This is a genomic window from Bacteroides caecigallinarum (genome assembly GCF_016901995.1).
Classification (GTDB): Bacteria; Bacteroidota; Bacteroidia; order Bacteroidales; family Bacteroidaceae; genus Phocaeicola; species Phocaeicola cellulolyticus.
Genome location: NZ_JACJLE010000004.1, coordinates 32,011 through 57,420, shown reverse-complemented (window position 1 = coordinate 57,420; position 25,410 = coordinate 32,011). Strand labels below are relative to the sequence as shown.

The following is a 25,410-nucleotide window of genomic DNA, read 5'->3' as shown; positions in this document are numbered from 1 at the left end:
TTATTTGTTTTTAAAGTTCCATTCTATATTTGCTAATACAGCATATTCAGCCGCAAATGCAAAAGTGAACATGCCTTCTACATTATTCTTTGTCGTTTCTGACTTATTCCAACCTACTAGCAAATTAGTAGGAAGCATATGTTCATAGTTAAAATTCTCGTAAGCATAATCCAGATTATCTTGAAATGCATTAAGATAATCTGCTGCTTTAGGATAACTAGCTCTTACATCAGCATAACCTCTCATAAGGACACCGTTAAACCAATTGTTGAAACCACTTATTTCAAAATAATAGTACCCTTTGACAACAGCGTCAAGCTTTGCAAAATAAGAAAAACTATTGTCGGACAATGAAATCATGTCATCACTATAAACTTTATCACCAGTTACTCTATATAAATCTGACGCACCAGAAAGCATTGTACCGGAATTATATGAAATAGCTGGTCCTACACGGTCTGGCAGAGGCGTATTATCACGATATCTTTCACCGTCAACTATTATATACTTTATTTCATCTCCTCCACCCATCATATCATCATAAACACCTATTCCTGGATTCATAAGATGTCCCTTCTGATAATCATATACTGCTTTTGCGAAATTCAAGTAATAATCAGCCTTTTTCTCCGTCTTAACTTTGCGGCTGTTATTCTCAGCTACATATCCATATGTTACTTCATCTGCTTTGCCTTTATATATCTCATGCAACCAGACCAAAGGGCTTACCAAAGGACCGTTACTACAAGAATGCTTAGTGAAATACCCAGGTCCCCATGTAATACCTCCATTTTGCTTTCCGCTATTATCTAAAGTACAATCCCATCCATCCAAGACATATGAAGTTAAGTATTCGGCTTTTTCCAAATACTTTTGCTCGCCAGTCAGATGATAAGACTCTATCAGCTCACGTATAAGCCACATCTGGTCATCATAGACATTAAGAACTCCTTCTACGTCGGCTGCTCCCTTGTCCCTACCTCTGTTCACTCCATACACAGTCCATTCCTTTGTTTGGGTATAAGAAGTTAAAGTATAAGTTCCGGCATAATACTCAAGATTATCATATAACGTCTTCAAGAGCTCCTTGTAACGCTCGAAGTTTTCGTCATATAAAGACGCTGAACCGTTATCTTTCCCAGTTTTCATAGCTTTCATGGCCGCATTTACTGCCTCTATAGAACTGGTATACATCCATACACTAGCTATTTCTGTAGAATTCGTTTTTGTGTAAGGATTATAATAGCGAGTCATACTCGTTCCAGATTCCGGGAAATAACATTTTATTGCATTATCTATAATTTCAATAGCACGGGCAGTGTTCTGTTCAGCTACATTTTCAATAAAAATTCCTCCATCTTTGTCAGGAGTATTCACTTCTTCGGAATTACATGCACATGTAACAAGTGTCAACATCGAACTTGTCACTAACATAAAAAACGTTTTCATCATATTGTGGATTTGATTTTGTTTCTGCATTCCATTTAAGGAATACAGAAACAAGTTTCTTTAATTATTCTAAGGTTAAACTGTGAAGAACTAACTTATTCTCATCACCATTAGACTCACCTTTATAAACACCTATTGCAATCAGAACATTTTGTCCGTTAAATTCAGACAAATCATATTCAAAAGTAGCATACTTGTCCGGGCTTCCGGCTCCACCATCCTGATGTACAAACTTCCAGCATCCATCATTATCAGAAGAAGCACTATTGGCTATATGAGATACAGGTGACAAATGTTTGATATTTATATCTTCAGTAATAGCTGTAATTTTAAAGAATGTAGGATTATCACTAAAATTGCGTGTACTAAACTTCAGTTTATTCGAACCATCAGCAATAGAGAATTTGGCATAGAAATATGACTGAGGTTTTGTAGTACTTACTTGAGCATCAGATCCTTTTGTCTTTATCAAATAACCTTCACTAGGGAATACTTCCGGGTCCTTTTGTACAGGCATAAAAGACCATTCTGCAGCAAAATGTCCTGTTCCACGCCATGCTCTATAAGCATCAACATAATTATCACGATCGCCAGTAACACTGCTTATTCCTGTAAATGAAGATTTTGTTTGAGGCATTGTAGAACGTACCATTTCCTCGGTCATTTCCCAACCGTCCAACGCGGCTATTTTTGTACCAGGGAGCCAACCCCAACCTTCTACCTTTTCTTTTGCAAAAGCTATTCTACGCAAAACCAACTGTTTCCAATAATCTCCTGTCTGCGCACGGAAAGTACCTATTGCAATGATTACTTCCTTACCTATATATGCACTTAAATCAAAATCAAACGAAACATAGTCCTCAGATGCAAGAGTCTTTATGCCACCTATCAATTGTGCCATCGGAGTAGATTCAGACAAATCAACTACCTGAACACCAAATGTTGTTGGAGAATCATTATCTGCATTATGAGTACGAACCTGAAGTGTCATGATATTATTGTCAGAGGTTATCAGCTTACTACCGAAAACAAATGAATCAAACATCTCCAGATCTGCAGGATTTTGCCTGTCGCTTTCATCATTTCGTATTCTGAGTGTTGTACCTTCGTTCTGTTCTTCCCAATCTCCGCGGAAATCTAATGTGCACATATAATCACAAGCCCAGTCCCAATGAGGATATTGTTCTGAATTACGGCCTCCTCTATACTCATTGTAATACCATTTTTCAGCATTCTGCAAATCCTCAGCAGTTAACCCACGTAAAATTTCGGTTGCTCCCATTCGTGCATCAGCCACAGCAATACCGTCATTAAAATCAGCTATAGTTACATTTTTAGTAATTGAAGTAAAACCGTCCTTAGCAAAAGTAACCGTATAATCTGATAAAGGCAAATTATCTATTACGTATGTACCATTATCATCTGTCAATACAGAGACAGTAGGACTTATACTTACTTTAACACCCGACAATGGAGAATCTGCATTCGAAGCATCAGTAACTGTTCCACGAATTTCTGCTGCAGCATATTGCATAACTGCTGAAATATTTGCAACATTTTCACTATTAAACTTGCCAGGCACTACAGTAATACTTACTGTCTGATAATCATTTTTCTTAAATGTAATTATATGTGTACCTATTGAAACATTTTCGAGTATAAACTCTCCCTTAGAATCTGTAACGGCTGTTGGACCACCTTCAGTTGCGTTCAACCCTGATTCATCAACAACCACAGCAACCCCTTCTATCGGCATAGAAGAAACATCCGTTACTACACCTTTCACCTTACCATAAAACATAGATTCATTGTCGGAAACATCATCCGTACAAGAACCAAACATAAACACCATACATAAAAGTACAGCTATAAAACTGAAAAAAGTCCGCATTTTTGTAAGTTCCATAGTTTAAATTTGATTAATAATAAATGAATAATCACATTAACGAACAAGCGCGCCACTTAATCATTAAGCTGACACAAAGTTTAGAAATTAGGGTTAAATTTAGGGTTAAAATCAGGTTAGAAGATACATAAAAGTTCTAATCTACAGCAAATTAACCCTTAATTTAATAATTCTAATATGGAAACTTAGAAAAATGGGATTAGTTATACTAGTTACTATGCAAAAACAAAAGATCAACACCAGAAATCGGTAAACGGACGTGGATATTCTTCTCCTGTTCCTTTTAAATATTCTGCCATAAATCTCTGATATTCTACTATCGCCAGGTTTTCGCGTTTTAGATTAAAATACGATTTAATGCAGCATGACAAAGCCTCTTCATTTATAGGATCAATATTAAACTCAGACTTAGCAAAATTTATTGTCATATGATAATCATTATTATTAAAAGCACTTCTCATCTGCTCCAATATTACAACCTCAAGCTTACATTCTACGTCATCTTTAAAATGATCGAATAATGGATTGTCCAAAAAGGTCATAAACTTACCACGACTTATTATTTTAATAAATTCTTCTCTAAAGGGATTTTCTAATTTATTGGAAATAAGTTCCATGCAGCGTAAATAATCACAATAAAAAGTATCACTCAATACAAATCTAAAAAAACCTTTTTCATATACCAACATGATACCATCCAATTCATTAAGCAAAGACCTTAAATGATTTAATGCTACACCTCTTGAGTTTTTCACCTTATCTTTAGGCTTGTCAGGCCATAGTCTGTCGCTCAGTTCTTTCGAAGAAATACCTTCAAAAGAACTATAATATAATATCAGAAAAAAACATTGTTTTATCTGTAAAGAAAACATATAAGAAATATCACGTCCCTTATTGTCGTACACTGTAAAGTTTCCAAAAATATATATAGCATTAGTTCTACGAGCCTCTTTTTCTTCTATTTCTTTTTTCACAACAGACTTTGAGGATTTCAATTCGTCGATACAGCTTTCCTCATTCAAATATTTTTTGGGTTTTCTTTTATTCCTTATTATATAGCCTAAACCAAATACACAGAGAATACCCAAAGCCCCTCCAATTAAAGTATAAGGAAGATTATTTCTACTTTTTACCTTTTCATATGTCGAATAGGAGACTGGGGGATAAAGTAATGAATAAATTGTAAACGTTGATGAAATATCATCAAAAGATTCCTGAACTGTGGCAAAAAAGCGTTTTCTTCGTTCATTATAATACAGATGAGCATTTGTTGTAATTTTATCAGAAATTATAGGAATAGAATCTCCTAAAACATTATAAATACCATCATTAATAGAAAATTTATATAAATGCAAATGTGAACGTGAAACACTTTCACGATATTGAAGAACATAAAAGACAGAATCCGCCAATATTGTCATGCCATGTGCGGGAACAATATTAGGTTCGCCATTGAGTTCCCATAATTTATTTATTTGATTATCTTTTAAATTAACCCTATACAAATCATGTAAATAGCGTTTCCCAACAATCTGCTCACCAGTTTCATTTCCCATCCCCCCAAAAATATAAATAGAATTATTCTCTGGAGAATACCCTACAGATGAAAAATAACGTGGACATATTCTATCACCCGACAAACCGGTTATTTCATTCCATTTTAAATTTAAAGAGCTATCCCTAACACCTGTTCTTAAATTATAGAACCTGTTACTGTAATACATATTTCCGAATCCGCCAAAAATGGTATAAGAACCATTCTGTACATCATAATAGGAATCATGATGATGCAACTGCATATCCAGATGATGCATTCCTTCTATCTTCCACTCTAAAGTTTTTAAATCCAGACTAACTATAGAAGGGTTATTATCATATGGTGGTTCATGATAAACCTCATACACATATAATTTTTCATTAACCGAGTCAAAAAAGCCACTAGCAAGAAACAATTTCATAGGGCAACTTCCATTTGTTTTCTTAACTTCATAGCTACCGTTCTCTATATTATAGGAAAAAATAGAATCTCTATTAAAATAATATATAATACTATTATTTTCATCATAGCAAGAACCAGCCTCAGACGATGAGCTGAATATATATTCTTTTTTCCAGTGAAAAGCCTCGTTTATAAGCCATTCCGGATTTTCAACTTTTCCATAACTCTTACCTACAGAATCATATACAGATTCACCTTCTGCCTCATTCAATGGGAAAATATATTTTTTATCTCCATTAACAGATAAACTGTTTATGGCAAAAGAAGGTATATCTATAATATGCTCACTTCTGCCAAAAACGATAGAGGGCTTGAAACTATTGGACAAATAAACACCCGAACAAGTTTTTTCACGGTTATGTATTTTTAATGTAACCTCATTATGCTTTAAATCAAATGCAATCTTAACTTTAAACCAGTGGTTCTTTGTCATATCTTCTTTATTGACCGGCAAAGCTATTAAAACACTTTTACCTTCCTGATTCAAACGAAACAACACATCTTCTCCACGTATATCAAAAAAAAGATTAAATGCCTGCTCATTATAATCACCTCTTATATCTACAATATAACCTATTTCAACGGCAGGATATAATGCCATATCAAACTGTACATCAAAATAATCATTATAAACAGGCACCTTTTTATCAAAAACACGATACGATGTTCTTTTATCAATAGGATAGTTTGATCCTTTAAATCTCAGTCCATAAGAATAGGAAGAAACTGGAAATAAAAAAAAGTAAGTGAGTAAAAATATATATTTTTTGTATACGGACATCATAAATTCAAACTTAAGCTTTAATCTTCATTGTGCATAATTATGGCAAAAATAATTATTTTTCTACATAAAACAAATTAAGGTAAAACTTTAGATATGCTATCAATTAAAGAACTAAGAGTAAAATAACGGATTGCTCAACATATTTATTAAAAATCTTTAGTTGACAACATCTATTTATTTCATGTTATCAGATAGAAAAATATATGTTTTAAAAGCGGGCGCACGTTCCACTTTAAACGGGCGCACATCCAATTCCAAACGTGCGCACGTTTTAGATGAAATGTGCGCACGCTTTTTTCTGACCATTAGAAAGGTTGAAATCCGTACAACAGCGGTCACTTTTTACTATATTAAAAGAATTTGCGCTAATCGCTAAATCAAATAAAGAAACGAATTATCTGCGTTTTTTAAAGAAATCCTTCATCAACTGCCCACACTCATCAGCCATAACGCCTGAAAGAAGAACAGTCTTGGGATGAAGAGCATCAGGAGCATATTTCATGAAACCACGCTTATCGTCAGAAGCTCCATAAACCAATTTTCCGAGTTGCGACCATGCTATAGCACCGGCACACATCACACACGGTTCAACAGTGACATACAGTGTACAGTCATTCAGATACTTTGCTCCCAAAGCATTCTCTGCAGCCGTTATAGCCTGCATCTCGGCATGAGCAGTAACATCATTCAGTGTTTCAGTCAAGTTATGCGCACGGGCTATTATACGGTCACGACAAACCACTACGGCTCCCACCGGAACCTCTCCCCTCTCTGCCGCGCGTTCAGCCTCAGCAAGGGCCTGCTTCATATAGAATTTATCGTCTGCCATATACTATCTGCGCATTTCGTGTTCATTGAAAAGAGTAGGATAATCATCGTCCAACTGCTGATGGATATGAGACAATACGGTCTCACGAAGCCATCTCGCCTTGTTTGTTATCTTATATTTCTTGAGATAACAATCTACTATGCGGATTTCTTCTTCACTCATCAGACATACCATACGCTGCTTGCGTGGTGGAACAGATGACGGGACTCTCTTTCTTGTTTTACCTTTTGCTATCATTCAATGTGCAAAATTAATCTACTTCCGGTTAATTAAGAAAAAATAAATAAGTATTTTTGCAAAAAATGACAAAATGGCTCAACATAATATTTTAGGAAAAACAGGAGAAGACATAGCATGCCATTTCCTTCAGGAAAAAGGATATGAAATATTGGAAAGAAACTGGACATGGAGAAAACTGGAACTGGACATAATAGCCAGAAAAGACAACTGCCTGATTATTGCTGAAATAAGGACAAGAAGTACCGATGCCTATGGTGAGCCTGAATATACAGTGTCCGACAAAAAGATAAGGAGAATCATCAATGCCGCGGATGTGTATATAAAGAAGAATATGATTGACCTTAATGTAAGGTTCGACATTATATCCATAACCGGACAAGACGGAAATTTCAAGATAAAACATATTGAGGACGCCTTTATTTCTCCTGTATGGTAAAAACAATACATTAATTAAAGATTTAAAATGAATTATCCTAAACCTATATATATACCACAGACGATTTCTACTAATGTAAGCCTGGCTGATATTTGTTCAAAAGGTTACACAGAAGACCTTACATCTGTATATTCATCTTTTCAGACCGACGGCAGGGGACAGCGAGGGAACAAGTGGGAATCGGAAGACGGAAAGAATCTGCTGTTCAGCTTTGTGGTTTTCCCGAAGGAACTGCCTGCCAGAGAACATTTCATACTGCTGCAGATTACCGCTCTTGCGTTGTTCGACACTCTGTCGGAATTCACTGACGGAATAAGCATAAAATGGCCCAACGACATTTATTGGATGGACAAGAAGATTTGCGGAACATTAATAGAAAACGACTTGAGCGGTATGAACATAGAACGATCCATTTCGGGAACAGGTGTAAATCTGAATCAGAAAATTTTCAGAAGTGACGCCCCTAATCCTGTCTCTCTATCACAGATTACAGGACAGGAATATGATATTGAGGCCGTGCTTCACAAAATAATGAATTCGGCAAGCGGTTACTATCATATGTACGAGAATGGAGAAAGTGATATTATCCGAAAAAAATATTTTGATGCCATATACAGAAAAGACGGTTTCCATAAATATAAAGATGACAACGGAACATTTGACGCTACCATAGAGGATATAGAGAAAGACGGACGCTTCGTACTTAAAGACAGAGAAGGAAACGTTAGGAAATATCTGTTTAAGGAAGTGTCATATATTATATAATATACCAAACACAGGAACATGAACCAGACAAACAAGGAAATTCTGCAGATAGCCATACCATCAATTATCTCGAACATCACAGTACCGCTGCTGGGACTGGTAGATGTAACCATAACCGGGCATTTGGGTGATGTGGCATACATAGGTGCCATAGCCGTGGGAGGTATGCTGTTCAATATGATTTACTGGATTTTCGGATTTCTGAGAATGGGAACCGGAGGCATGACTTCACAGGCATATGGAAGCAGGAATGATAATGAATGCCGTAATATACTGCTGCGTTCGATGGGGATAAGCGTTCTGCTGGCATCCATACTTATTATGCTACAAACACTCATTGTCAGCATAGCATTTCTTTTTATCGACACCAGCACTGAGGTAAAGACATATGCGTCGGAATATTTCCATATATGTATCTGGGGAGCTCCGGCTGTATTGGGACTATACAGTTTCACAGGATGGTTTCTTGGAATGCAGAACTCCAAGTACCCAATGTTCATAGCCATAACACAGAACATCATAAACATTGCAGCAAGTCTTTTCTTTGTAAAAGAAATGGGAATGAAAATTGAGGGTGTGGCATACGGAACACTGATTGCCCAATATGCCGGATTGTTGATGGCTATACTCTTGGGATTAAAATACACTCAAAAATATACATGGAACATATCTCCAGCCAATGTATTCAACAGGAAGAGCATGTCGGTTTTCTTTAAAGTAAACAGAGATATATTTTTCCGAACATTATGCATAGTGGCTGTTACAGTATTTTTCACATCGTCCGGAGCGGCATACGGAGATACTACTCTGGCAGTAAACACTCTGCAGATGCAGCTGTTTACAATTTTCTCGTACATAATGGACGGATTTGCATATGCAGGAGAAGCTTTGGTAGGCAAGCATGTAGGCAGCCGCAACAACGCACTTCTACGACAGACTATAAAACACCTAATTTACTGGGGAACAGGTGTTGCAGTATTCTTTACATTATTATATAGTATAGGTGGAAAAGATTTCCTGCAGCTACTCACTGACGACACGGATGTAATAAAAAACTCATCCGAATATTACTATTGGGTACTGGCAATACCTTTTGCCGGATTTATGGCGTTCATCCTCGACGGTATATGTATAGGAGCCACGGCAACAGGCATAATGCTGCGCTCTATATTCGTGGCTTCCGTTGCATTTTTCTCTACTTATTATATATCGGACAGTACGCTTGGAAATCATTCACTATGGATGGCATTCATATTATATCTGTTCGTAAGAGGAAGCGTGCAGGCAGCACTCACCTACCGTCTTATTCAGTCTGACTTTCGGGCCAGTTGACAAGATAAAGCTTCTCACTTGCTCTGGTCAAGGCTGTATATAGCCAACGGTAATAATCGGGGGTAAAAGTATCTTCGGTGATATATCCCTGGTCGATAAAGATTCTTTTCCACTGTCCACCCTGCGCCTTATGACATGTCACGGCATAAGCATATTTCACCTGAAGAGCATTATAGAAACTGTCTTCTTTGAGTTTCTTCATACGTTCCTTCTTGTTGGTTATGTCCGAATAATCTTCCATTACGGCATTGAACAGACGGTCACTGTCTTCTTTCGACAGCGACGGATAGTCCGAATGAAGTGTGTCAAGCAATATCTTCAGCTCGAACTCTATATCATTATGATCTGGGAAAGAGAGTACTACATCGGCAAACCTGAACCCGTACATTTCTTGAGTCCTGCGTACGCGGCGCACAACGGCTATATCTCCATTTGCAATGAAGTCCATCTCCTTACAGTCCGCAGTCCAGTGATAATTATTCTTGGCTATCATAAGTATATCGCCTGTACTTAGTTCTTCTTCTCTATAAAGAATGGTATTCCTTATTCCTTTATTATAAAGATAAGCCCTCTTGTTTGAACGACATATTACCATAGTTTCATCCATACCTACTTCATTATAGGATGAGTTTATAGCCTCAATCAGTTCACTGCCTGGTATGGAAGAAATATCTTCGTATCCCTTAAGCGTAAGCACCGGAAGATCGTAAATATCATCGGCTGCCATTCTTTCGCGAAGCATGGTTGCGTTTGACAGAATACCGTTTCTGCCAGAATATCGGATTACTTCCGTCAGGATACATTCCGTAACGTCAAGTCCGTATCCGCTCAACACTTCGGCAGATAAAGCCGGACTTTCATCTTCACCAACTGGCGGCAGCTGGGCATCATCACCTATTATAAGAAGGCGGCATCCCTGTCCGGCATATACATATTCTATCAGGTCATCTAGAAGCCTTCCGCTTCCAAAAGATGCTCCCGTCAGCCCGTCATTAGAAATCATGGAAGCCTCATCCACTATGAACAGTGTATTCTTGTGAAGATTGTCATTCAAAGAAAAATTATCAAGATCATTGGAAAAGGATTTCTGACGATATATTTTCTTGTGTATTGTATAAGCTGAAAATCCCGAATAACGGGAAAAGACCTTGGCGGCCCTTCCGGTAGAAGCCATAAGTACATAGCCGGCCCGCATCTCGGACAAAGTCCTGACGACAGCCCCAATCAGAGTTGTCTTACCGGTTCCTGCATATCCTTTCAGTAATAACAAAGTATCATTTTCAGGCTTAAACAAGAAATCTGCTATACATTCTATAGCTTTTTCTTGCTCTTCTGTTGGTTGGTAACAAAAATTTCGCTTAATTTGTTGCGTTAAATAGTTATTTAACATAAAAGTAAATAAAAAGATTGAGTAATATTTACGTTGTTCAAGTTATTTATCTTATTTTTGCGCTACGAATATAAACTAAAAAAATAATATTATCATGAAAACAGTTATTAATCTTGTTTTAGCAGCCTGCGTTGTAGGTTTGGTTTACATCTGCTATGGCAGTGTAATGGGTCCAATAAATTTTGACAAAGAAAGAGGAATTAGAGAAAAAGCTATCATTGCTCGTCTTATCGACATCCGTAAAGCACAGCAGGAATACCGCGGTATGCACCAGGGTGCTTACACAGCTGACTTCGACTCTTTGATAGACTTCGTAAAAACAGCAAAACTTCCATTCATCCTTAAAGTTGGATCTCTGACTGACGCTCAGCTTGAAGCCGGTATGACTGAAAAGAAAGCTATGGCTATCATCAACAAGGCTAAGAAAACTGGTAACTATAAAGAAGTAGAAAAAGAAGGACTTCAGAACTTCCGTCGTGATACTATGTGGGTAGCTGTACTTGACACTATCTTCTCAAAAGGATTTAACCCTGATTCACTTTGCTATGTTCCTTACGGTAACGGTGCTAAATTCGAAATGGCAGTACGTAAAGACACTATGAAATCTGGTGCTCCTCTTAACTTGTTCCAGGCACAGGTTGCATACGATGTATATTTGGACGGTATCAACAGACAGGAACTTGCAAACCTTAAAGATATGCAGTCTAAACTTGGCAAATATTGCGGTTTGAGAGTAGGTGATATCGAACAGCCAAACAACAATGCCGGAAACTGGGAATAATCATTTATACATGACAGAAACTTTAGATTTTAACAAATCAGAACAATATACATTATCCATCCGTCTCAGTACGGATGGATTTTCTTTTTCTATCTATAACCCTATAAACGGGAATGACTTCTATTATCGCGCATTTCCTGTAAACACACAGCGTTCGATGGCCGCAAACGTAAAAGCTTTCCTTGCAGCCACAGAAGAGCTGAAATACACATTCAAACAAACCAACATTCTGATACACTCACCACGCTATACGATAGTACCTTTGGAATTTTTTGAGGATGACTCCATGGAAAATATTTTCTATCATAACGTAAGGGAAAAGAAGAATGAAATCATATTGTGCAATATATTAAGTAACAGCAGCTCTGTTGTTATATTTTCACTGGACAAACTTACGCACGTGTTCTTGTCCGAACATTTTCCTGATGCAAGATTCTTTTCTTCAATAAGTCCACAGATTGAATATCTGACTATAAAAAGCCAACTTGGTAACAGCAAGAAACTATACACCAATATTCACCACAACAGTATTGATGTAGTAGCACTGGATAAAGGCAGACTTATGCTTGTAAATACGTATTCAAGCACATCAACAAATGACATCAATTACTTTATACTCAACATATGGCAACAGGCCGGATTTGATCAGGAAAGAGACGAGTTGTATTTAACAGGACTATCCGATATAAAAAAAATCATTATCCCGGAGCTTAAAAAGTATATAAGCCACATTTACAGTATTAACCCACAAGCGGAATTCAATAATTCATCAATAAGTGAAATAGAGAATATCCCGTTCGACGTTCAATCACTAATATTATGCGAGTAATAAGCGGTATATATAAAAGAAGAAGATTTGATGTTCCTCATACATTCAAGGCACGCCCTACAACGGATTTTGCAAAAGAAAATCTGTTCAATGTACTGAACAACTATATTGATTTTGAAGATGGCGTTTCAGCGCTTGATTTGTTTGCCGGAACAGGAAGCATAAGCATAGAACTTCTGTCGAGAGGATGCGACAGAGTTATTTCTGTAGAAAAGGACGCCCAACATCTGTCATTCATCAGCAAGATAATGAAAGAAGTGAAGACAGACAAATGTTTCATGTTAAAGGCTGACGTTTTCAAGTATATAGAAAGATGTCAGGAGAAGTTTGATTTTATTTTTGCCGACCCACCTTATGCACTTGAAAGGCTGTCGGAAATACCTGATTTGATTTTCAAATACGGATTACTGAAAGAAGGAGGGCTGTTCGTTCTTGAACATGGAAAAGACTTGAGCTTTGAATCACACCCATACTTCATAGAACACAGATACTATGGAAGTGTCAACTTCTCATTTTTCGGATATCCGTCTGATGCGGAAGCAAACGACGAAAATAATGACATTACAGAAGAGGAGACAACAGTCTCATGACAGACTCGGAAATCTTATTCTTTCCTGAACGGGAATTCCATATCTTTTGTGTCAGCAACATACTTGATTTTATATCATTATAAAATATATTTTTCAGAGCCAATGCCGTTTCTTTGTCATAAAAGAAGGCATTGGCTTCAAAATTATGTTCAAAACTCCTGAAATCCATATTTGTTGAGCCAACAGTGGATATCTCATCGTCACTGACCATGAGTTTGGAATGTAAAAATCCTGCCTTATACAGATAAACCTTCACCCCGGCCTCGAGCATATCGTCAATATATGACATAGTTCCTTTATGTATAAGCCACGAATCGCCTCTCTTAGGAATCATGACCCTTACATCTACACCAGCCAAAGCTGCTGTCTGTAAAGCTGTAAGCACAGGCTCGGTAGGAAGTAAATATGGAGTCTGTATATATATATAGCTTCTGGCATTATTTATTGCCATAACATAACCTTGCATGATATCCCTCCATTCACCTACCGGATCAGAAGTTACTATCTGAACCAATGAATTGGACTTCCTATCATTTTCAGGTTGTTCCGACATTTTAGGAAAATATTCAGGAGCGGTAATCAGAGATCTTTCCACAGTAAACCAGTCTGTCAGGAAACTTGTCTGCAATCCATATACAGCTTTTCCTTTAATCCTTACATGAGTATCTCTCCATCTTCCCCAATCAAATCCATACAAATATCTATAGGCTATATTCATACCTCCGACATAACCCACTTTACCATCAATAACAACAATCTTCCTATGATTTCTATAATTGACCTTTGAGGTAAAAATAGGATATCTCACTTTCAGAAAACCTTGCACCTCTATGCCTTCGCACAACATCTGTTCATAAAATCCGTTATCAACCTTCCAACATCCTACATCGTCATAAAGCAATCTAACCTTTACCCCTTGTCTCGACTTGTCTATCAGAGCATCTCTCAGCATACGGCCAACGGGATCATTTTCTATTATGTAGAACTCAATATGAATATGATGCTTTGCATTATAAACAGACCTCAATAATGAAAGAAACATGGAAAAACCGTCTGTGTATATCTCAACCTCATTTCCATCAAAAGGCAAAGCTTTGTTGACATTTTTAAAGAATGATATTATCCTGTATTTTCCTGTACTGATATTTAATGTTTCCTGTGCCTGATATTCAGCCATAGGCCTTTTTATAAGCCTGGAATATCCTTTTTTACTTATCAGCCTTTCCTTTCTATTACTTCTCCCCAAAAAGAAATATAGTACAAGTCCTACCAATGGAAGGAAAAACAGAACCAGTATCCAAGCCATTGCCTTAACCGGGTTTCTATTATCAAGTACAACAAATACCACAGTTGAAAAAACAACCAGGATATAAGTAAAATAAAACAGCGAGAAGAAAACATCATTCATAATAGTTCCATTTCAGGTCAAAAACAAAAATACATGTTTTTCATGAAAAACATATTACTTTTCAGCCTTTATATTATAAAAAAACGCATGAAATCATTTCTGACTTCATGCGTTTTTCTAACGTTATCATTATCTCCTGTGACCAAATCCAGGTCCATGTCCCGGAGGTCCGAATCCCGGGCCGCCCATAGGACGTCCACCCTGTTTTCCACCAAATAAATTAAGACGATATATAAAATGAACCATACAATAACTGTAGATGGCATTATACTCTGTATCAGAACGCATGGCAGCCGAAATTACACGACTTATATTGCTCTGATTGCGTAATATATCGTAGAACTGTACACTTACTGTTGCTGCATTTCCCTTGAGGAAATTCTGTGAAATCTGTGCATTCCATAAAAGTTCGTCACGATTCATGGAAGCATCCGTGTAACCACGTCTGGAATTCTGTGACAAATCAGTAGAGATGGACATATTCCACGGAAGATTGATATTTGTACTTGCACCGTAAGAGAACTGGTAAGTGTCCATATTGCTGGACTCCTGATAGCTGTTTCTTGAATGAGTATAATTGATAGATCCATTCAATGAAACTTCCCACCAGTCTGATCTGTATGTACCTCTCAAGCGCTCGCCAAGGCTTAACTGCTTGGTTATATTCTTATCTGAATTTGTGGTAACCTCCTTACTGCTGATATAACTAACCATATTACTATATCTGGTATTAGTAAACGTGTTAATTGTATATTTCTTGTTCTTCAAGGCAATGTTACCACCTACCATACCGAATATATTCCAGTTTCCGTTAATATTTTCAGGTCTGGTAGTATATCCTCCGGTATTTTCATCATAAGTTCGGCGGTTACTGATACTGTTAAGTGTATTGTTGTATGTAAAGAATGTCATACAACCTCTCTGAGTATCAACATTGAACGTATTATAATGAACACGCAATGTATTTGTAAAGGAAGGCTTCAGATTAGGATTTCCCTGTTTTACATTAAGCGGATCCGTATTGTCCTCAATAGGTAACAGATCTGTCATGCTTGGCTGTGAACTACGTCCTCTATAGTCAACCCTGAGCTGACTTGTTTTCGAAAACTTATATCTGAAGTCCAATGTAGGAGTGAAGTTAAACACCTTACGCACACTTACAGTATCCAAATCACCTTTCTTATAATCAAGTTTTGTGTTCTGTGGCTGTAATGAGACACCCAAGTTAAACTGAGACTTTTGGGTTATCCATTTATAAGACACATCAACCTGATGATTATAATAGTCATATGCTGCACTTTTACTTAAATCATCATTATAAGTACCATTTATATCTCCTGCTATGCCTTGAGGTACTGTCCATCCTTCGGGCATATCATAAGTGGAATTATCCGAGGTGTTTCTCTTATACTGGAAATTATAGCTGAACTGCAAGAACATATTCTTGAGTATAGGTTCGCTATATGAAACACGGGCACTGTAGCTGTAACTTTTTGTCGGTGTAGATATATAACGGTTCAATATTTCCAGTTGCTCTTCCGGTGTCTTCTGGAAATAATTGGTTTCAGATGTAGAGAATTGCTCTGATGTACTGTTTGTTACATTATAGTATCCTCTCAATGTTATATTTCTTCCAGCTTTACCAAGACGTCTGTTATACATCAATGAGGCTCCATGAGTAAGCGAATTTGAACGCGACAGACTGTTACGTATAATGGTGTTGATGATGTTCTCTTCAGGAACAAGTTCTGTCAAATCATCAGCATTGATAAGTTCGTCTGTAGAGAACACCGGATCCTGATTAAAGGTATATGTCTTGGAGTCAGTTCCGTTGTCAGTATCTCCCAACTGAAATCTTGGACGGAAAAGCACCATAGTCATAGTGTCAGGATTCCATTCAATCCTAAAATCAGCCGTAAGATTAAGATTCTTATTATCTTGGATATTCATCGCATTTGTAAAAGAGCTTGAAGAACTGGACACAAATGTTTCAGAAGCACTTTTACTTCTTATATCCGAATTTTTCAGATTAAAGTTTACACTTCCGTTATTATGCCACTTCTCTGTTTCTGTAGCGAAGTTGAAACCTGCCATATGAATGGTGTTCAAACCATTCTGACGTCTCCAACCGCCACCTCCCCCACCGCCGGGAAAGCCGTTGTCATTTACATTGTTTGACGAACCGATGACAGTAAACTGATTTCCACCATAAAAACGGTTTAAAAGGACTTTTGCACTATACCTATCCTGAGTACCACCAGCAACATCGGCATTACCAAACCAACCTTTGTTCATACCCGGCTTTACAGTAAGGTCAAGTACTGTTTCTTCTTCTCCATCCTGAATACCTGTAGCCTTTGCCATATCCGACTGCTTATCGTACGCACGGAGTTTATCAATAATGTTTACCGGCAAATTCTTCAGGGCAATATTAGGATCGTCGGCAAAGAACTCCTTACCGTCAATCATAATTTTGCTTATTTCTTTTCCGTTAATGGTTATTTTTCCGTCATCATCTATCTCTGCTCCAGGAAGTTTCTTAACCAGTTCCTCCAGTGCTGATCCCTCCGGCACTCTGTATGCAGAAGAATTATACACCAAAGTATCCGCCACTGCAGTTACTTCGGGAGCCTGTGCAACTATCACAGCTTCCTCAAGCATAATAGCATCAGAAGAAAGTTCTATATTTCCAACCGAAGCCTTCGGCTTTTGTCTGGTTATTTCGAAATCTTTAAAAACCGGCTTATATCCCACAAAGGACACTTTCAGCAAATACTTTCCTAACTTTGCATTTAGCGAAAATTTACCGTCCAGATCTGTAATATTACCGATTATCATAGTACTGTCCTTTGGTGACAACACTTGCACCGTAGCCTGCATTACCGGCATCTTATCATCAGCATCTACTACTGTTCCGGAAACAGTACCCCGAGGAGTCCTTCCTTGTGAGAAGATTAACGAAGGGGTGAAAGCCCCCAACAAAAAACACAAAACCCAACTTTTCATAGTCCCAAAACTATCATTCCATATTTTAACAAATTATATTCAATACGCTTTTGATAGAGAAACTAAGAAAAGGTTTAATCCAGTAAACGTCATTTTAATTTTTCCTACCAAATTTTTTCTCTATTTTACGTTTTTGCACCAAAAACTCAAAGCATATAACATTCATTACCATATAATATATACCTACAGAATTATCGGCACTTTGATAATTCAAATCTGCAGCAGCCATTCCTAACGCTATCAGATAGTATATTCCCCACAGAAACAAAGCAAATTTTGCAGCTTTTGCACGCAAAGACGATGTCATCTCATCCTCATCGACAGTCTTCGCAAAAAATATGAAAAACAATGAAATCCATATGACTGCTTTTGCTGCAAGTTTAGAATATATAAAACCTGCATCTGATGTTATCATTCCAAACATATACATAAGCATTGGAACAAATACAGACAATATAAGAAGTGTGTATCCCGCCACACGAAAACAAGTTGGAAAAAGTCCTTTCATAACTCTTATCATTTAGTTTTTAATTAGTGGTACAAAAATAATTATTTGTAAACGTTATAAAGTGATTTTCTAACTTTTTTTCTATTTTTGCCGTCAAATATGTAAAATCATGAGCAAACAAAAAATTATTATTTGCAAAGAGCTGGAAGAAGATCTGAAAACAGTAATATCTTCTCATAAATTCGATAAACTGTTCATATTAACAGATAACCATACTTCACGTCACTGCCTGCCTTTGACCAAGAACATAGATTTCATACATAAAGCCTCGGAAATCACCATAGGAGTTGAAGACACAAACAAGAATCTGGACACCTTAGCTTACGTATGGTCTGAATTAAGCCAAAGAGGAGCCACAAGACATTCCCTATTAATAAACCTTGGAGGAGGAATGGTTACAGATCTGGGTGGTTTTGCTGCCGCAACATTTAAAAGAGGAATACAATTCATAAATATACCTACCACGCTTCTATCAATGGTAGATGCAGCAGTCGGTGGAAAAACAGGAATAAATTTCAACGGTCTGAAGAACGAAATCGGAGCTTTCGCGCCTGCATCTGAAGTAATCATTGACAGTGAGTTTCTGAAAACGCTTGACTATGAGAACATAATGTCAGGATATGCAGAAATGTTGAAACATGGTCTTATAAGCAATTATGACAATTGGAAAGAACTCATACAATTCGATTTTTCAAAAGATATAGACTATAAATCATTACAGACACTAATAGGAAAATCAGTAGGAATAAAAGAGAACGTGGTTGAACAAGACCCGTTTGAAAAAGGAATTCGCAAGTCTTTGAACTTAGGACACACGGTGGGACATGCTTTTGAAAGTTATTCTTTGCGTGGAAAAAATCATTCACTGCACGGATATGCAGTAGCATGGGGGTTGGTATGCGAATTATATCTATCGCACATCAGAGTCGGTTTTCCTAGTGACAGGCTTCGACAAACGGTGACATTTGTAAAAGAACACTACGGAAAACTGGGATTCACATGTAAAGACTACGAAACTTTATATGAACTCATGACTCACGACAAGAAGAACGAATCTGCCAATTCCGTAAACTTCACACTTTTGAGCGATGTTGGCGAAATAAAAATAAACCAGATAGTTTCAAAACAAGAAATTTTCGAAAGCCTTGACTTCTATTCCGAAACAATGGGATAATTGATTAACATAGTATAGACCATGGCATGGGCAAAACCAAGGATATAATTTGGTGTTTATAAAAAAAACACTAATTTTGCATCCGCAATTCGGGGTGTAGCTCAGCCCGGTTAGAGTACGCGTCTGGGGGGCGTGTGGTCGCTGGTTCGAATCCAGTCATCCCGACTGAGGATAAAGCATTGATAATCTGATGATTGTCAATGCTTTTATTGTTTTATATAGTTTATACATCTACAACAATCGAATAAAGAAAATTGCAAACTAAATAAAAAACAAAGGAAAGTAAAATAGAACAATTATTTACTTTAAAGAAGTTTGAAATACTTGAATTTATAATATTATACAATTAAAAATTTTAAACATTCATATAATATATCATATATATAATAAAAAAAATCCAAGTTAATGAGTATAAACTAATTTTTATTGATTAAATTTGCGTCATTAAAAAAATATATCAGAAACTAATCACTATCTATCATGTTAACCCAAATAATTAACGCTCGTATTTTAACGCCACAAGGATGGCTTAAAGACGGTTCTGTAATAATTTGTGACAATAAAATCCTTGAAGTTACTAATTGCGATCTGGCTATTGTCGGCGCAAAAATAATTGACGCAAAAGGTATGTATATAGTACCTGGCGGTGTAGAAATCCACGTACACGGTGGTGGAGGTAGAGATTTTATGGAAGGATCGGAAGATGCATTTAGAGCTGCAATCAAAGCACACATGCAACATGGTACGACTAGTATCTTCCCTACTCTGTCATCATCAACAATCCCAATGATACGTGCTGCTGCTGCAACTACAGAAAAATTAATGCAAGAACATAACAGCCCTGTCCTCGGATTACACTTGGAAGGTCATTATTTTAACATGAAGATGGCAGGAGGACAAATGCCTGAAAACATAAAAAATCCAGACCCTGAAGAATATATCCCTCTGCTGGAAGAAACAAATTGTATAAAAAGATGGGATGCTGCTCCTGAACTGCCTGGAGCAATGCAATTCGCAAAATATATCACATCTAAAGGTATCCTAGCATCTGTGGGACATACTCAAGCTGAATATGAAGACATATTGACAGGTTATGAGGCCGGATATACACATGCAACACACTTCTATAATGCAATGCCTGGATTCCATAAACGCAGAGAGTACAAGTATGAAGGTACCGTAGAAAGTATATATTTGATTGATGATATGACTGTTGAAGTTGTAGCCGACGGTATCCATGTTCCACCGACAATTCTCCGCCTGGTACACAAGATAAAAGGTGTTGAAAGAACTGCATTAATCACAGATGCTCTTGCCTGCGCAGCCAGCGACAGTCAGGAAGCTTTCGACCCAAGAGTTATAATCGAAGACGGTGTATGCAAATTAGCAGACCGATCTGCATTGGCTGGAAGTATCGCAACAATGGACAGACTGATACAGACTATGGTACAGAAAGCCGAAATACCTTTAGAAGATACAATAAGAATGGTTTCTGAAACACCGGCCAGAATTATGGGAGTATTAGACCGCAAAGGTACACTGGAAAGAGGCAAAGACGCCGATATCCTGGCTTTAGACAGAGATCTCAACGTACGTGCCGTTTGGTCTATGGGAGAAATAGTAGAAGGTACAAATAAATTATTCTAAGAATCATACAAACTAATAATATCGATTATGCTTACTCAATTAATAAACGGACGTATCCTTACTCCACAAGGATGGATTATGGATGGCTCTGTACTCATTAGTAATGGTAAAATACTGGAAGTTACCAATAGCGATTTGGCTGTAATAGGTGCTAAAGTTATTGATGTAAAAGGAATGAATATTGTTCCAGGATTTGTAGGTATGCATATACACGGAGGAGGAGGCCACGATTATAACGAATGTACAGCTGAAGGATTTAACGCTGCCACTCACGCACATTTAATTCATGGAGCAACAACAGTGTTCCCTACATTGACTTCCACTTCATTCGATAATATCACAAAAGCAGCCGCTTTATGTGAGGAAATGATGAAAACCAACAAAGTAATACAAGGTTTACACATTGAAGGTCCTTACTTGAATCCTAAAATGGCAGGTGCCCAGTGGGGAGAATACTTATCAGAACCTAACAAAGACGAATATACACAAGTAATAAACTCAACTTCATGTATAAAAAGATGGGATATAAGTCCAGAAGTTCCAGGTGGTTTTGATTTCGGCAGATTCACTTCCTCAAATGGTATATTAACAGCAATCACACATACAGAAGCGGAATATGACGATATTAAAAAGGCATTCTCTGCCGGTTTCACTCATGCTGCACATTTTTATAATGCAATGCCGGGATTCCATAAACGTAGAGAATACAAATATGAAGGAACCGTTGAAAGTGTGTATCTGACAGACGGCATGTCTGTAGAAGTTATAGCTGATGGAAGACATCTTCCTGCTACAATATTAAAGCTAGTATATAAGCTAAAAGGTGTAGAACAAACCTGTCTGGTAACAGACGCATTAAAATACGCTGCATTTGACGGAGAAATTAATGACCCGCAATATGTTATCGAAAACGACGTATGTAAGCTGGCAGATCATTCATCATTGGCCGGAAGCCTTGCTACCATGGATAAACTGGTATGGACTATGGTTAAAAAGGCAGGAATTCCATTAGAAGATGCAGTAAGAATGGCTTCTGAGACACCGGCAAAGATTATAGGTATAGACGACAGAAAAGGAACTCTTCAAAAAGGCAAAGATGCCGACATCGTTATTTTGGACAAGGATACTAATGTCAGATGTGTATTTTCTTATGGAGAAATCGTTGAAGGCACAAACACATTAATACATTAATAGTTTTACATTCAACTATTTAATAAAATCTTTATTAGTATAGATAAACACACATTTGTAATATCTGGGATACACACTTCAAAGGTGATTATCCCAGATTTCTTTTTTTATTAATATTTTCCGATAAAAAAGTCTCAAATATTTTGCAGATTAAAAAAAAAGTCATACCTTTGCACTCGCAATCGGGAAACAACGATAGCAAATAGGATTGATTCGCTAGCTCAGCAGGTAGAGCACAACACTTTTAATGTTGGGGTCTTGGGTTCGAGCCCCAAGCGGATCACTCAAACAAAAAGCAAAACAATGAAAACCGCTGATAATCAATCATTATTAGCGGTTTTTCTTTTTATCCATACTGCAAATTGAGGCAGAATACGCCATCCCAAAGGAGGTGAAATAGGTGGACTTGATTTTCACTTAAAAAAAAGTCCACCTATATGTATCATATTTCACTGATTCTCTGTGTTTTGCATGATGCAAACTCTTTTCAAAACATGTAATTTTACACCAACTAAAAAACAAAGAGTATGGCAATGCAAAGAAACTATTTTACGGTATTGTTTTTCCTGAAAAAATCAAAGTTACTTAAAAATGGAGAAGCACCAATCTGTATGCGTATTACAATAAACGGGAAACGTGCGGAGATCCAAATCAAGAGAGGCATAGATGTCGCGAAGTGGAATGCGCAAAAGGAATGTGCGATTGGCAAGGAAAGAAAGTATCAAGAAATAAACCATTATCTTGATACAATAAGAACTAAAATCCTTCAAATACACCGTGAACTTGAGCAGGATGGTAAACCAATTACAGCAGATATTATAAAAAATATCTACTATGGAGGACACTCTACTCCCAAAATGCTGCTTGAAGTATTCCAGGAACACAATCTGGAGTACCGGGAATTAATGAACAAGGAATATGCCGAGGGAACTGTACTCAGATATGAACGTACTGCAAGATATTTGAAGGAATTTATCAGTGAACAGTATAACTTGACTGATATTCCATTAAAATCAATCAATTATGAATTTATAACCAAGTTTGAACATTTCATTAAGATACAGAAAAACTGTGCGCAAAATGCGACAGTGAAGTATCTGAAGAATTTAAAGAAAATCATCAAAACTGCATTGATTAAAAAGTGGATAACTGATGATCCGTTTGCTGAAATACATTTCAAACAAACTAAATGTAACCGTAAATTTTTAAACGAGACTGAACTACGTAAGATTATCAACAAAGATTTTGATATTCAGCGGTTACAAACGGTAAGGGACATTTTTATCTTCTGCTGTTTCACAGGCTTGGCCTTCACAGACGTAAAGAATCTGAAAAAGGAACACCTTGTACAGGCAGATAATGGTGAGTGGTGGATAAGAAAAGCAAGGGAAAAGACCGATAATATGTGCGACATTCCATTGTTGGATATACCAAGACTTATTTTAGAAAAATATCAGTCAAATCCAATCTGCAATGAAAAAGGATTATTACTTCCTGTTCCCAGCAACCAACGAATGAACAGTTATTTGAAAGAAATAGCTGATGTATGTGGCATTCAAAAGAATCTTTCCACACATATTGCAAGACATACATTTGCATCACTGGCTATTGCAAATAAGGTGTCATTGGAATCCATTGCCAAAATGTTAGGACATACGGACATTCGTACAACTCGTATTTATGCCAAAATCATGAATTCTACCATTGCCAATGAAATGAAAGTATTGCAAAACAAGTTCGCGATATAATTTTCAACCATTATTTCATTTCTTACAGCAAATATCGCCCTTTGCCACTGACTGTGCAAGGCGGCCCTGTCGGGCTGGTTGGCTGGAAAAAAATCATCCTCGCTTCGCTCCGGTATTTTTTTCCGCCAAGCCTTGCACCGGTCATTGGCAAAGAACAGCCGGGCCAGTAAGAAATTGAAATACTGGCTCCACGGAGCCGGTCATGTCTAATTTAAATAAAAGAATATGACTGAAGAAGTTGGAAAGAAGGTATGTGAAGGTACAGTAGCAGACCTCATGAAGGACAAGACCGGAAAACAGACGGTTATCACGTTGACAAGAAAGAATGCTTACCGAGTGAAGAAAATCAGGAAACAAGGGACGGATGACGAAGCCGTCCTTTTTCATTTCCGTAAACGCTGTACGGGAATGGGCTCCTATGTACACACAATCGAAGCGGCAGACGGAGAAACAGAACTTCATCCGTCTGAATTTGAAAAATGGGAAGCTGTGGAATTCCTGTATCCCGGCTATCTGGAAGACCTGCTTGATACTGCATACAACGCATACAGATGGAGTTCCTTCGAACCTGAAGCAAGGGCGGAAACAGACATCATGCAATATGAAAAACAACTTGTAGAGGATCTGAAACAGATTCCGGAAAAAAAGCAGAACGAGTATGTCAGTGCATACCACAGTAAGTTCTCCGCCCTTTTGGGCAGTCTCTCACGATGTGCCAGTCCGATGGTGACAGGGCCTGCCAAGTTCAACTGCCAGCGCAACAACAAGGCCTTGGACGCATACCAGAACAGATTTGATGAATTTCATGACTGGCGTAACCGCTTCAAGGCTGCCATGAAAAGGATAAAAGAGGCTGCCAAACCGGAAGAACAGAAGCAGGAGGAGGCATGGAACCGCCTGAAGCGTGACATTGCAAGTAGCGCACAGACCATTCATGATATTGATACCGGTAAAGCAAGAGGATACAGCCGTGCCCTGTTCGTCAGCAGCATCCTTAATAAGGTAAGCACCTATGCAGGAAAAGGAGAAGTGGAAATCGTACAGAAAGCGGTGGACTTCATTACAGACTTCAATACGCAATGCAAAAAACCGGTTATCACTCCACGGAACCGTTTCTTTCAACTGCCGGAAATGGCACGGCAGGCCAGACTGAAACTTCAGGAAATCAGAGAACGGGAAAACCGTGAATTGAAATTTGAAGGCGGAACGCTGGTATGGAACTATGAGGCAGACCGCCTGCAAATCCTGTTTGACAGTATTCCGGATGACCAGAAGCGAAAAGAACTGAAATCATACGGTTTCAAATGGTCACCGAGATACCAGGCATGGCAACGGCAGCTTACGCAGAATGCTGTATATGCCGTCAAAAGAGTGTTGAACCTTCAAAACCTATAAGAC

20 protein-coding genes and 2 tRNA genes are annotated in these 25,410 nt (G+C 37.6%); 13 read left to right on the top strand and 9 right to left on the bottom strand.

Annotated features, from left to right (window positions below; genetic code table 11):
- The 5 genes from H6A61_RS01980 to H6A61_RS01960 all read right to left on the bottom strand — a co-directional run bounded on the left by H6A61_RS01980 (position 1) and on the right by H6A61_RS01960 (position 7,204).
- Positions 1 to 1,434: a glycoside hydrolase family 76 protein gene (locus H6A61_RS01980; protein WP_239469059.1), complete on the bottom strand. Its 1,434-nt coding sequence runs from the start codon at positions 1,432 to 1,434 to the stop codon at positions 1 to 3.
- A gap of 79 nt (positions 1,435 to 1,513) precedes the next feature.
- On the bottom strand, positions 1,514 to 3,355 hold the full coding sequence (locus H6A61_RS01975; RefSeq protein ID WP_204390563.1) for a carboxypeptidase-like regulatory domain-containing protein: 1,842 nt from the start codon (positions 3,353 to 3,355) through the stop codon (positions 1,514 to 1,516).
- 233 nt (positions 3,356 to 3,588) lie between these two features.
- Positions 3,589 to 6,138, bottom strand: coding sequence for a hypothetical protein (locus tag H6A61_RS01970; protein WP_204390562.1), 2,550 nt, complete (start codon positions 6,136 to 6,138; stop codon positions 3,589 to 3,591).
- A gap of 394 nt (positions 6,139 to 6,532) precedes the next feature.
- Positions 6,533 to 6,967, bottom strand: a complete 435-nt coding sequence (locus H6A61_RS01965) for a nucleoside deaminase (RefSeq protein ID WP_204390561.1) — start codon at positions 6,965 to 6,967, stop codon at positions 6,533 to 6,535.
- Positions 6,968 to 6,970: 3 nt separating this feature from the next.
- Positions 6,971 to 7,204, bottom strand: a complete 234-nt coding sequence (locus tag H6A61_RS01960; RefSeq protein WP_154043236.1) for a hypothetical protein — start codon at positions 7,202 to 7,204, stop codon at positions 6,971 to 6,973.
- 73 nt (positions 7,205 to 7,277) lie between these two features.
- Here H6A61_RS01960 and H6A61_RS01955 point away from each other — a divergent pair, with 73 nt between their 5' ends.
- The 3 genes from H6A61_RS01955 to H6A61_RS01945 are packed head-to-tail and all read left to right on the top strand — an operon-like array spanning position 7,278 to position 9,740.
- Positions 7,278 to 7,643 carry a YraN family protein gene (locus H6A61_RS01955; protein ID WP_204390560.1) on the top strand — a complete coding sequence of 122 codons (366 nt, stop codon included), beginning with the start codon at positions 7,278 to 7,280 and terminating at the stop codon, positions 7,641 to 7,643.
- 27 nt (positions 7,644 to 7,670) lie between these two features.
- Complete coding sequence (locus H6A61_RS01950) at positions 7,671 to 8,408, top strand: biotin--[acetyl-CoA-carboxylase] ligase (protein ID WP_204390559.1); 738 nt, start codon at positions 7,671 to 7,673, stop codon at positions 8,406 to 8,408.
- A gap of 18 nt (positions 8,409 to 8,426) precedes the next feature.
- Positions 8,427 to 9,740, top strand: coding sequence for an MATE family efflux transporter (locus H6A61_RS01945; protein WP_204390558.1), 1,314 nt, complete (start codon positions 8,427 to 8,429; stop codon positions 9,738 to 9,740).
- On the opposite strand, the gene H6A61_RS01940 is transcribed toward H6A61_RS01945, so the two are convergent.
- Positions 9,712 to 11,130 carry an ATP-dependent DNA helicase gene (locus H6A61_RS01940; protein ID WP_204390557.1) on the bottom strand — a complete coding sequence of 473 codons (1,419 nt, stop codon included), beginning with the start codon at positions 11,128 to 11,130 and terminating at the stop codon, positions 9,712 to 9,714. The genes H6A61_RS01945 and H6A61_RS01940 overlap by 29 nt on opposite strands.
- A 94-nt stretch (positions 11,131 to 11,224) precedes the next feature.
- Here H6A61_RS01940 and H6A61_RS01935 point away from each other — a divergent pair, with 94 nt between their 5' ends.
- The 3 genes from H6A61_RS01935 to H6A61_RS01925 are packed head-to-tail and all read left to right on the top strand — an operon-like array spanning position 11,225 to position 13,330.
- Entirely contained in the window at positions 11,225 to 11,911 is a 687-nt protein-coding gene (locus tag H6A61_RS01935; RefSeq protein ID WP_154043231.1) for a hypothetical protein, read from the top strand.
- Between the two features lie 10 nt (positions 11,912 to 11,921).
- A complete protein-coding gene (locus H6A61_RS01930; protein ID WP_204390556.1) occupies positions 11,922 to 12,740 on the top strand; it encodes a DUF3822 family protein in 819 nt (272 codons plus the stop codon).
- A complete protein-coding gene (locus tag H6A61_RS01925; protein ID WP_204390555.1) occupies positions 12,731 to 13,330 on the top strand; it encodes an RsmD family RNA methyltransferase in 600 nt (199 codons plus the stop codon). The genes H6A61_RS01930 and H6A61_RS01925 overlap by 10 nt, the downstream gene beginning before the upstream one ends.
- Here H6A61_RS01925 and cls read toward each other — a convergent pair.
- The 3 genes from cls to H6A61_RS01910 form a co-directional block, all read right to left on the bottom strand.
- Positions 13,302 to 14,738, bottom strand: coding sequence for a cardiolipin synthase (gene cls, locus H6A61_RS01920; RefSeq protein ID WP_204390554.1), 1,437 nt, complete (start codon positions 14,736 to 14,738; stop codon positions 13,302 to 13,304). The two genes, H6A61_RS01925 and cls, sit on opposite strands and share 29 nt — an antisense overlap.
- Before the next feature lie 129 nt (positions 14,739 to 14,867).
- Complete coding sequence (locus H6A61_RS01915) at positions 14,868 to 17,744, bottom strand: TonB-dependent receptor (protein ID WP_154043227.1); 2,877 nt, start codon at positions 17,742 to 17,744, stop codon at positions 14,868 to 14,870.
- 94 nt (positions 17,745 to 17,838) lie between these two features.
- A complete protein-coding gene (locus H6A61_RS01910) occupies positions 17,839 to 18,252 on the bottom strand; it encodes a hypothetical protein (protein ID WP_204390553.1) in 414 nt (137 codons plus the stop codon).
- A gap of 109 nt (positions 18,253 to 18,361) precedes the next feature.
- On the opposite strand from H6A61_RS01910, the gene aroB reads away from it, so the two are divergent.
- From aroB to H6A61_RS01875, 7 genes are all read left to right on the top strand, one after another.
- Positions 18,362 to 19,426 (top strand): 3-dehydroquinate synthase, encoded by a 1,065-nt coding sequence (gene aroB / locus H6A61_RS01905; RefSeq protein WP_204390552.1) that lies wholly within the window; start codon positions 18,362 to 18,364, stop codon positions 19,424 to 19,426.
- A gap of 90 nt (positions 19,427 to 19,516) precedes the next feature.
- A tRNA-Pro gene (locus H6A61_RS01900) sits at positions 19,517 to 19,591 on the top strand.
- A 315-nt stretch (positions 19,592 to 19,906) separates the two neighbouring features.
- Entirely contained in the window at positions 19,907 to 21,073 is a 1,167-nt protein-coding gene (gene nagA, locus H6A61_RS01895) for an N-acetylglucosamine-6-phosphate deacetylase (protein WP_154043224.1), read from the top strand.
- Positions 21,074 to 21,100: 27 nt separating this feature from the next.
- The gene (nagA, locus tag H6A61_RS01890) at positions 21,101 to 22,264 is read left to right on the top strand and encodes an N-acetylglucosamine-6-phosphate deacetylase (RefSeq protein WP_154043223.1); all 1,164 of its coding nucleotides are present in this window, start codon (positions 21,101 to 21,103) and stop codon (positions 22,262 to 22,264) included.
- Positions 22,265 to 22,474: 210 nt separating this feature from the next.
- A tRNA-Lys gene (locus H6A61_RS01885) sits at positions 22,475 to 22,547 on the top strand.
- A gap of 244 nt (positions 22,548 to 22,791) precedes the next feature.
- Positions 22,792 to 24,012: a site-specific integrase gene (locus H6A61_RS01880; RefSeq protein ID WP_204390551.1), complete on the top strand. Its 1,221-nt coding sequence runs from the start codon at positions 22,792 to 22,794 to the stop codon at positions 24,010 to 24,012.
- A 225-nt stretch (positions 24,013 to 24,237) separates the two neighbouring features.
- Entirely contained in the window at positions 24,238 to 25,407 is a 1,170-nt protein-coding gene (locus tag H6A61_RS01875) for a hypothetical protein (RefSeq protein WP_204390550.1), read from the top strand.
- Positions 25,408 to 25,410 lie beyond the last annotated feature (3 nt).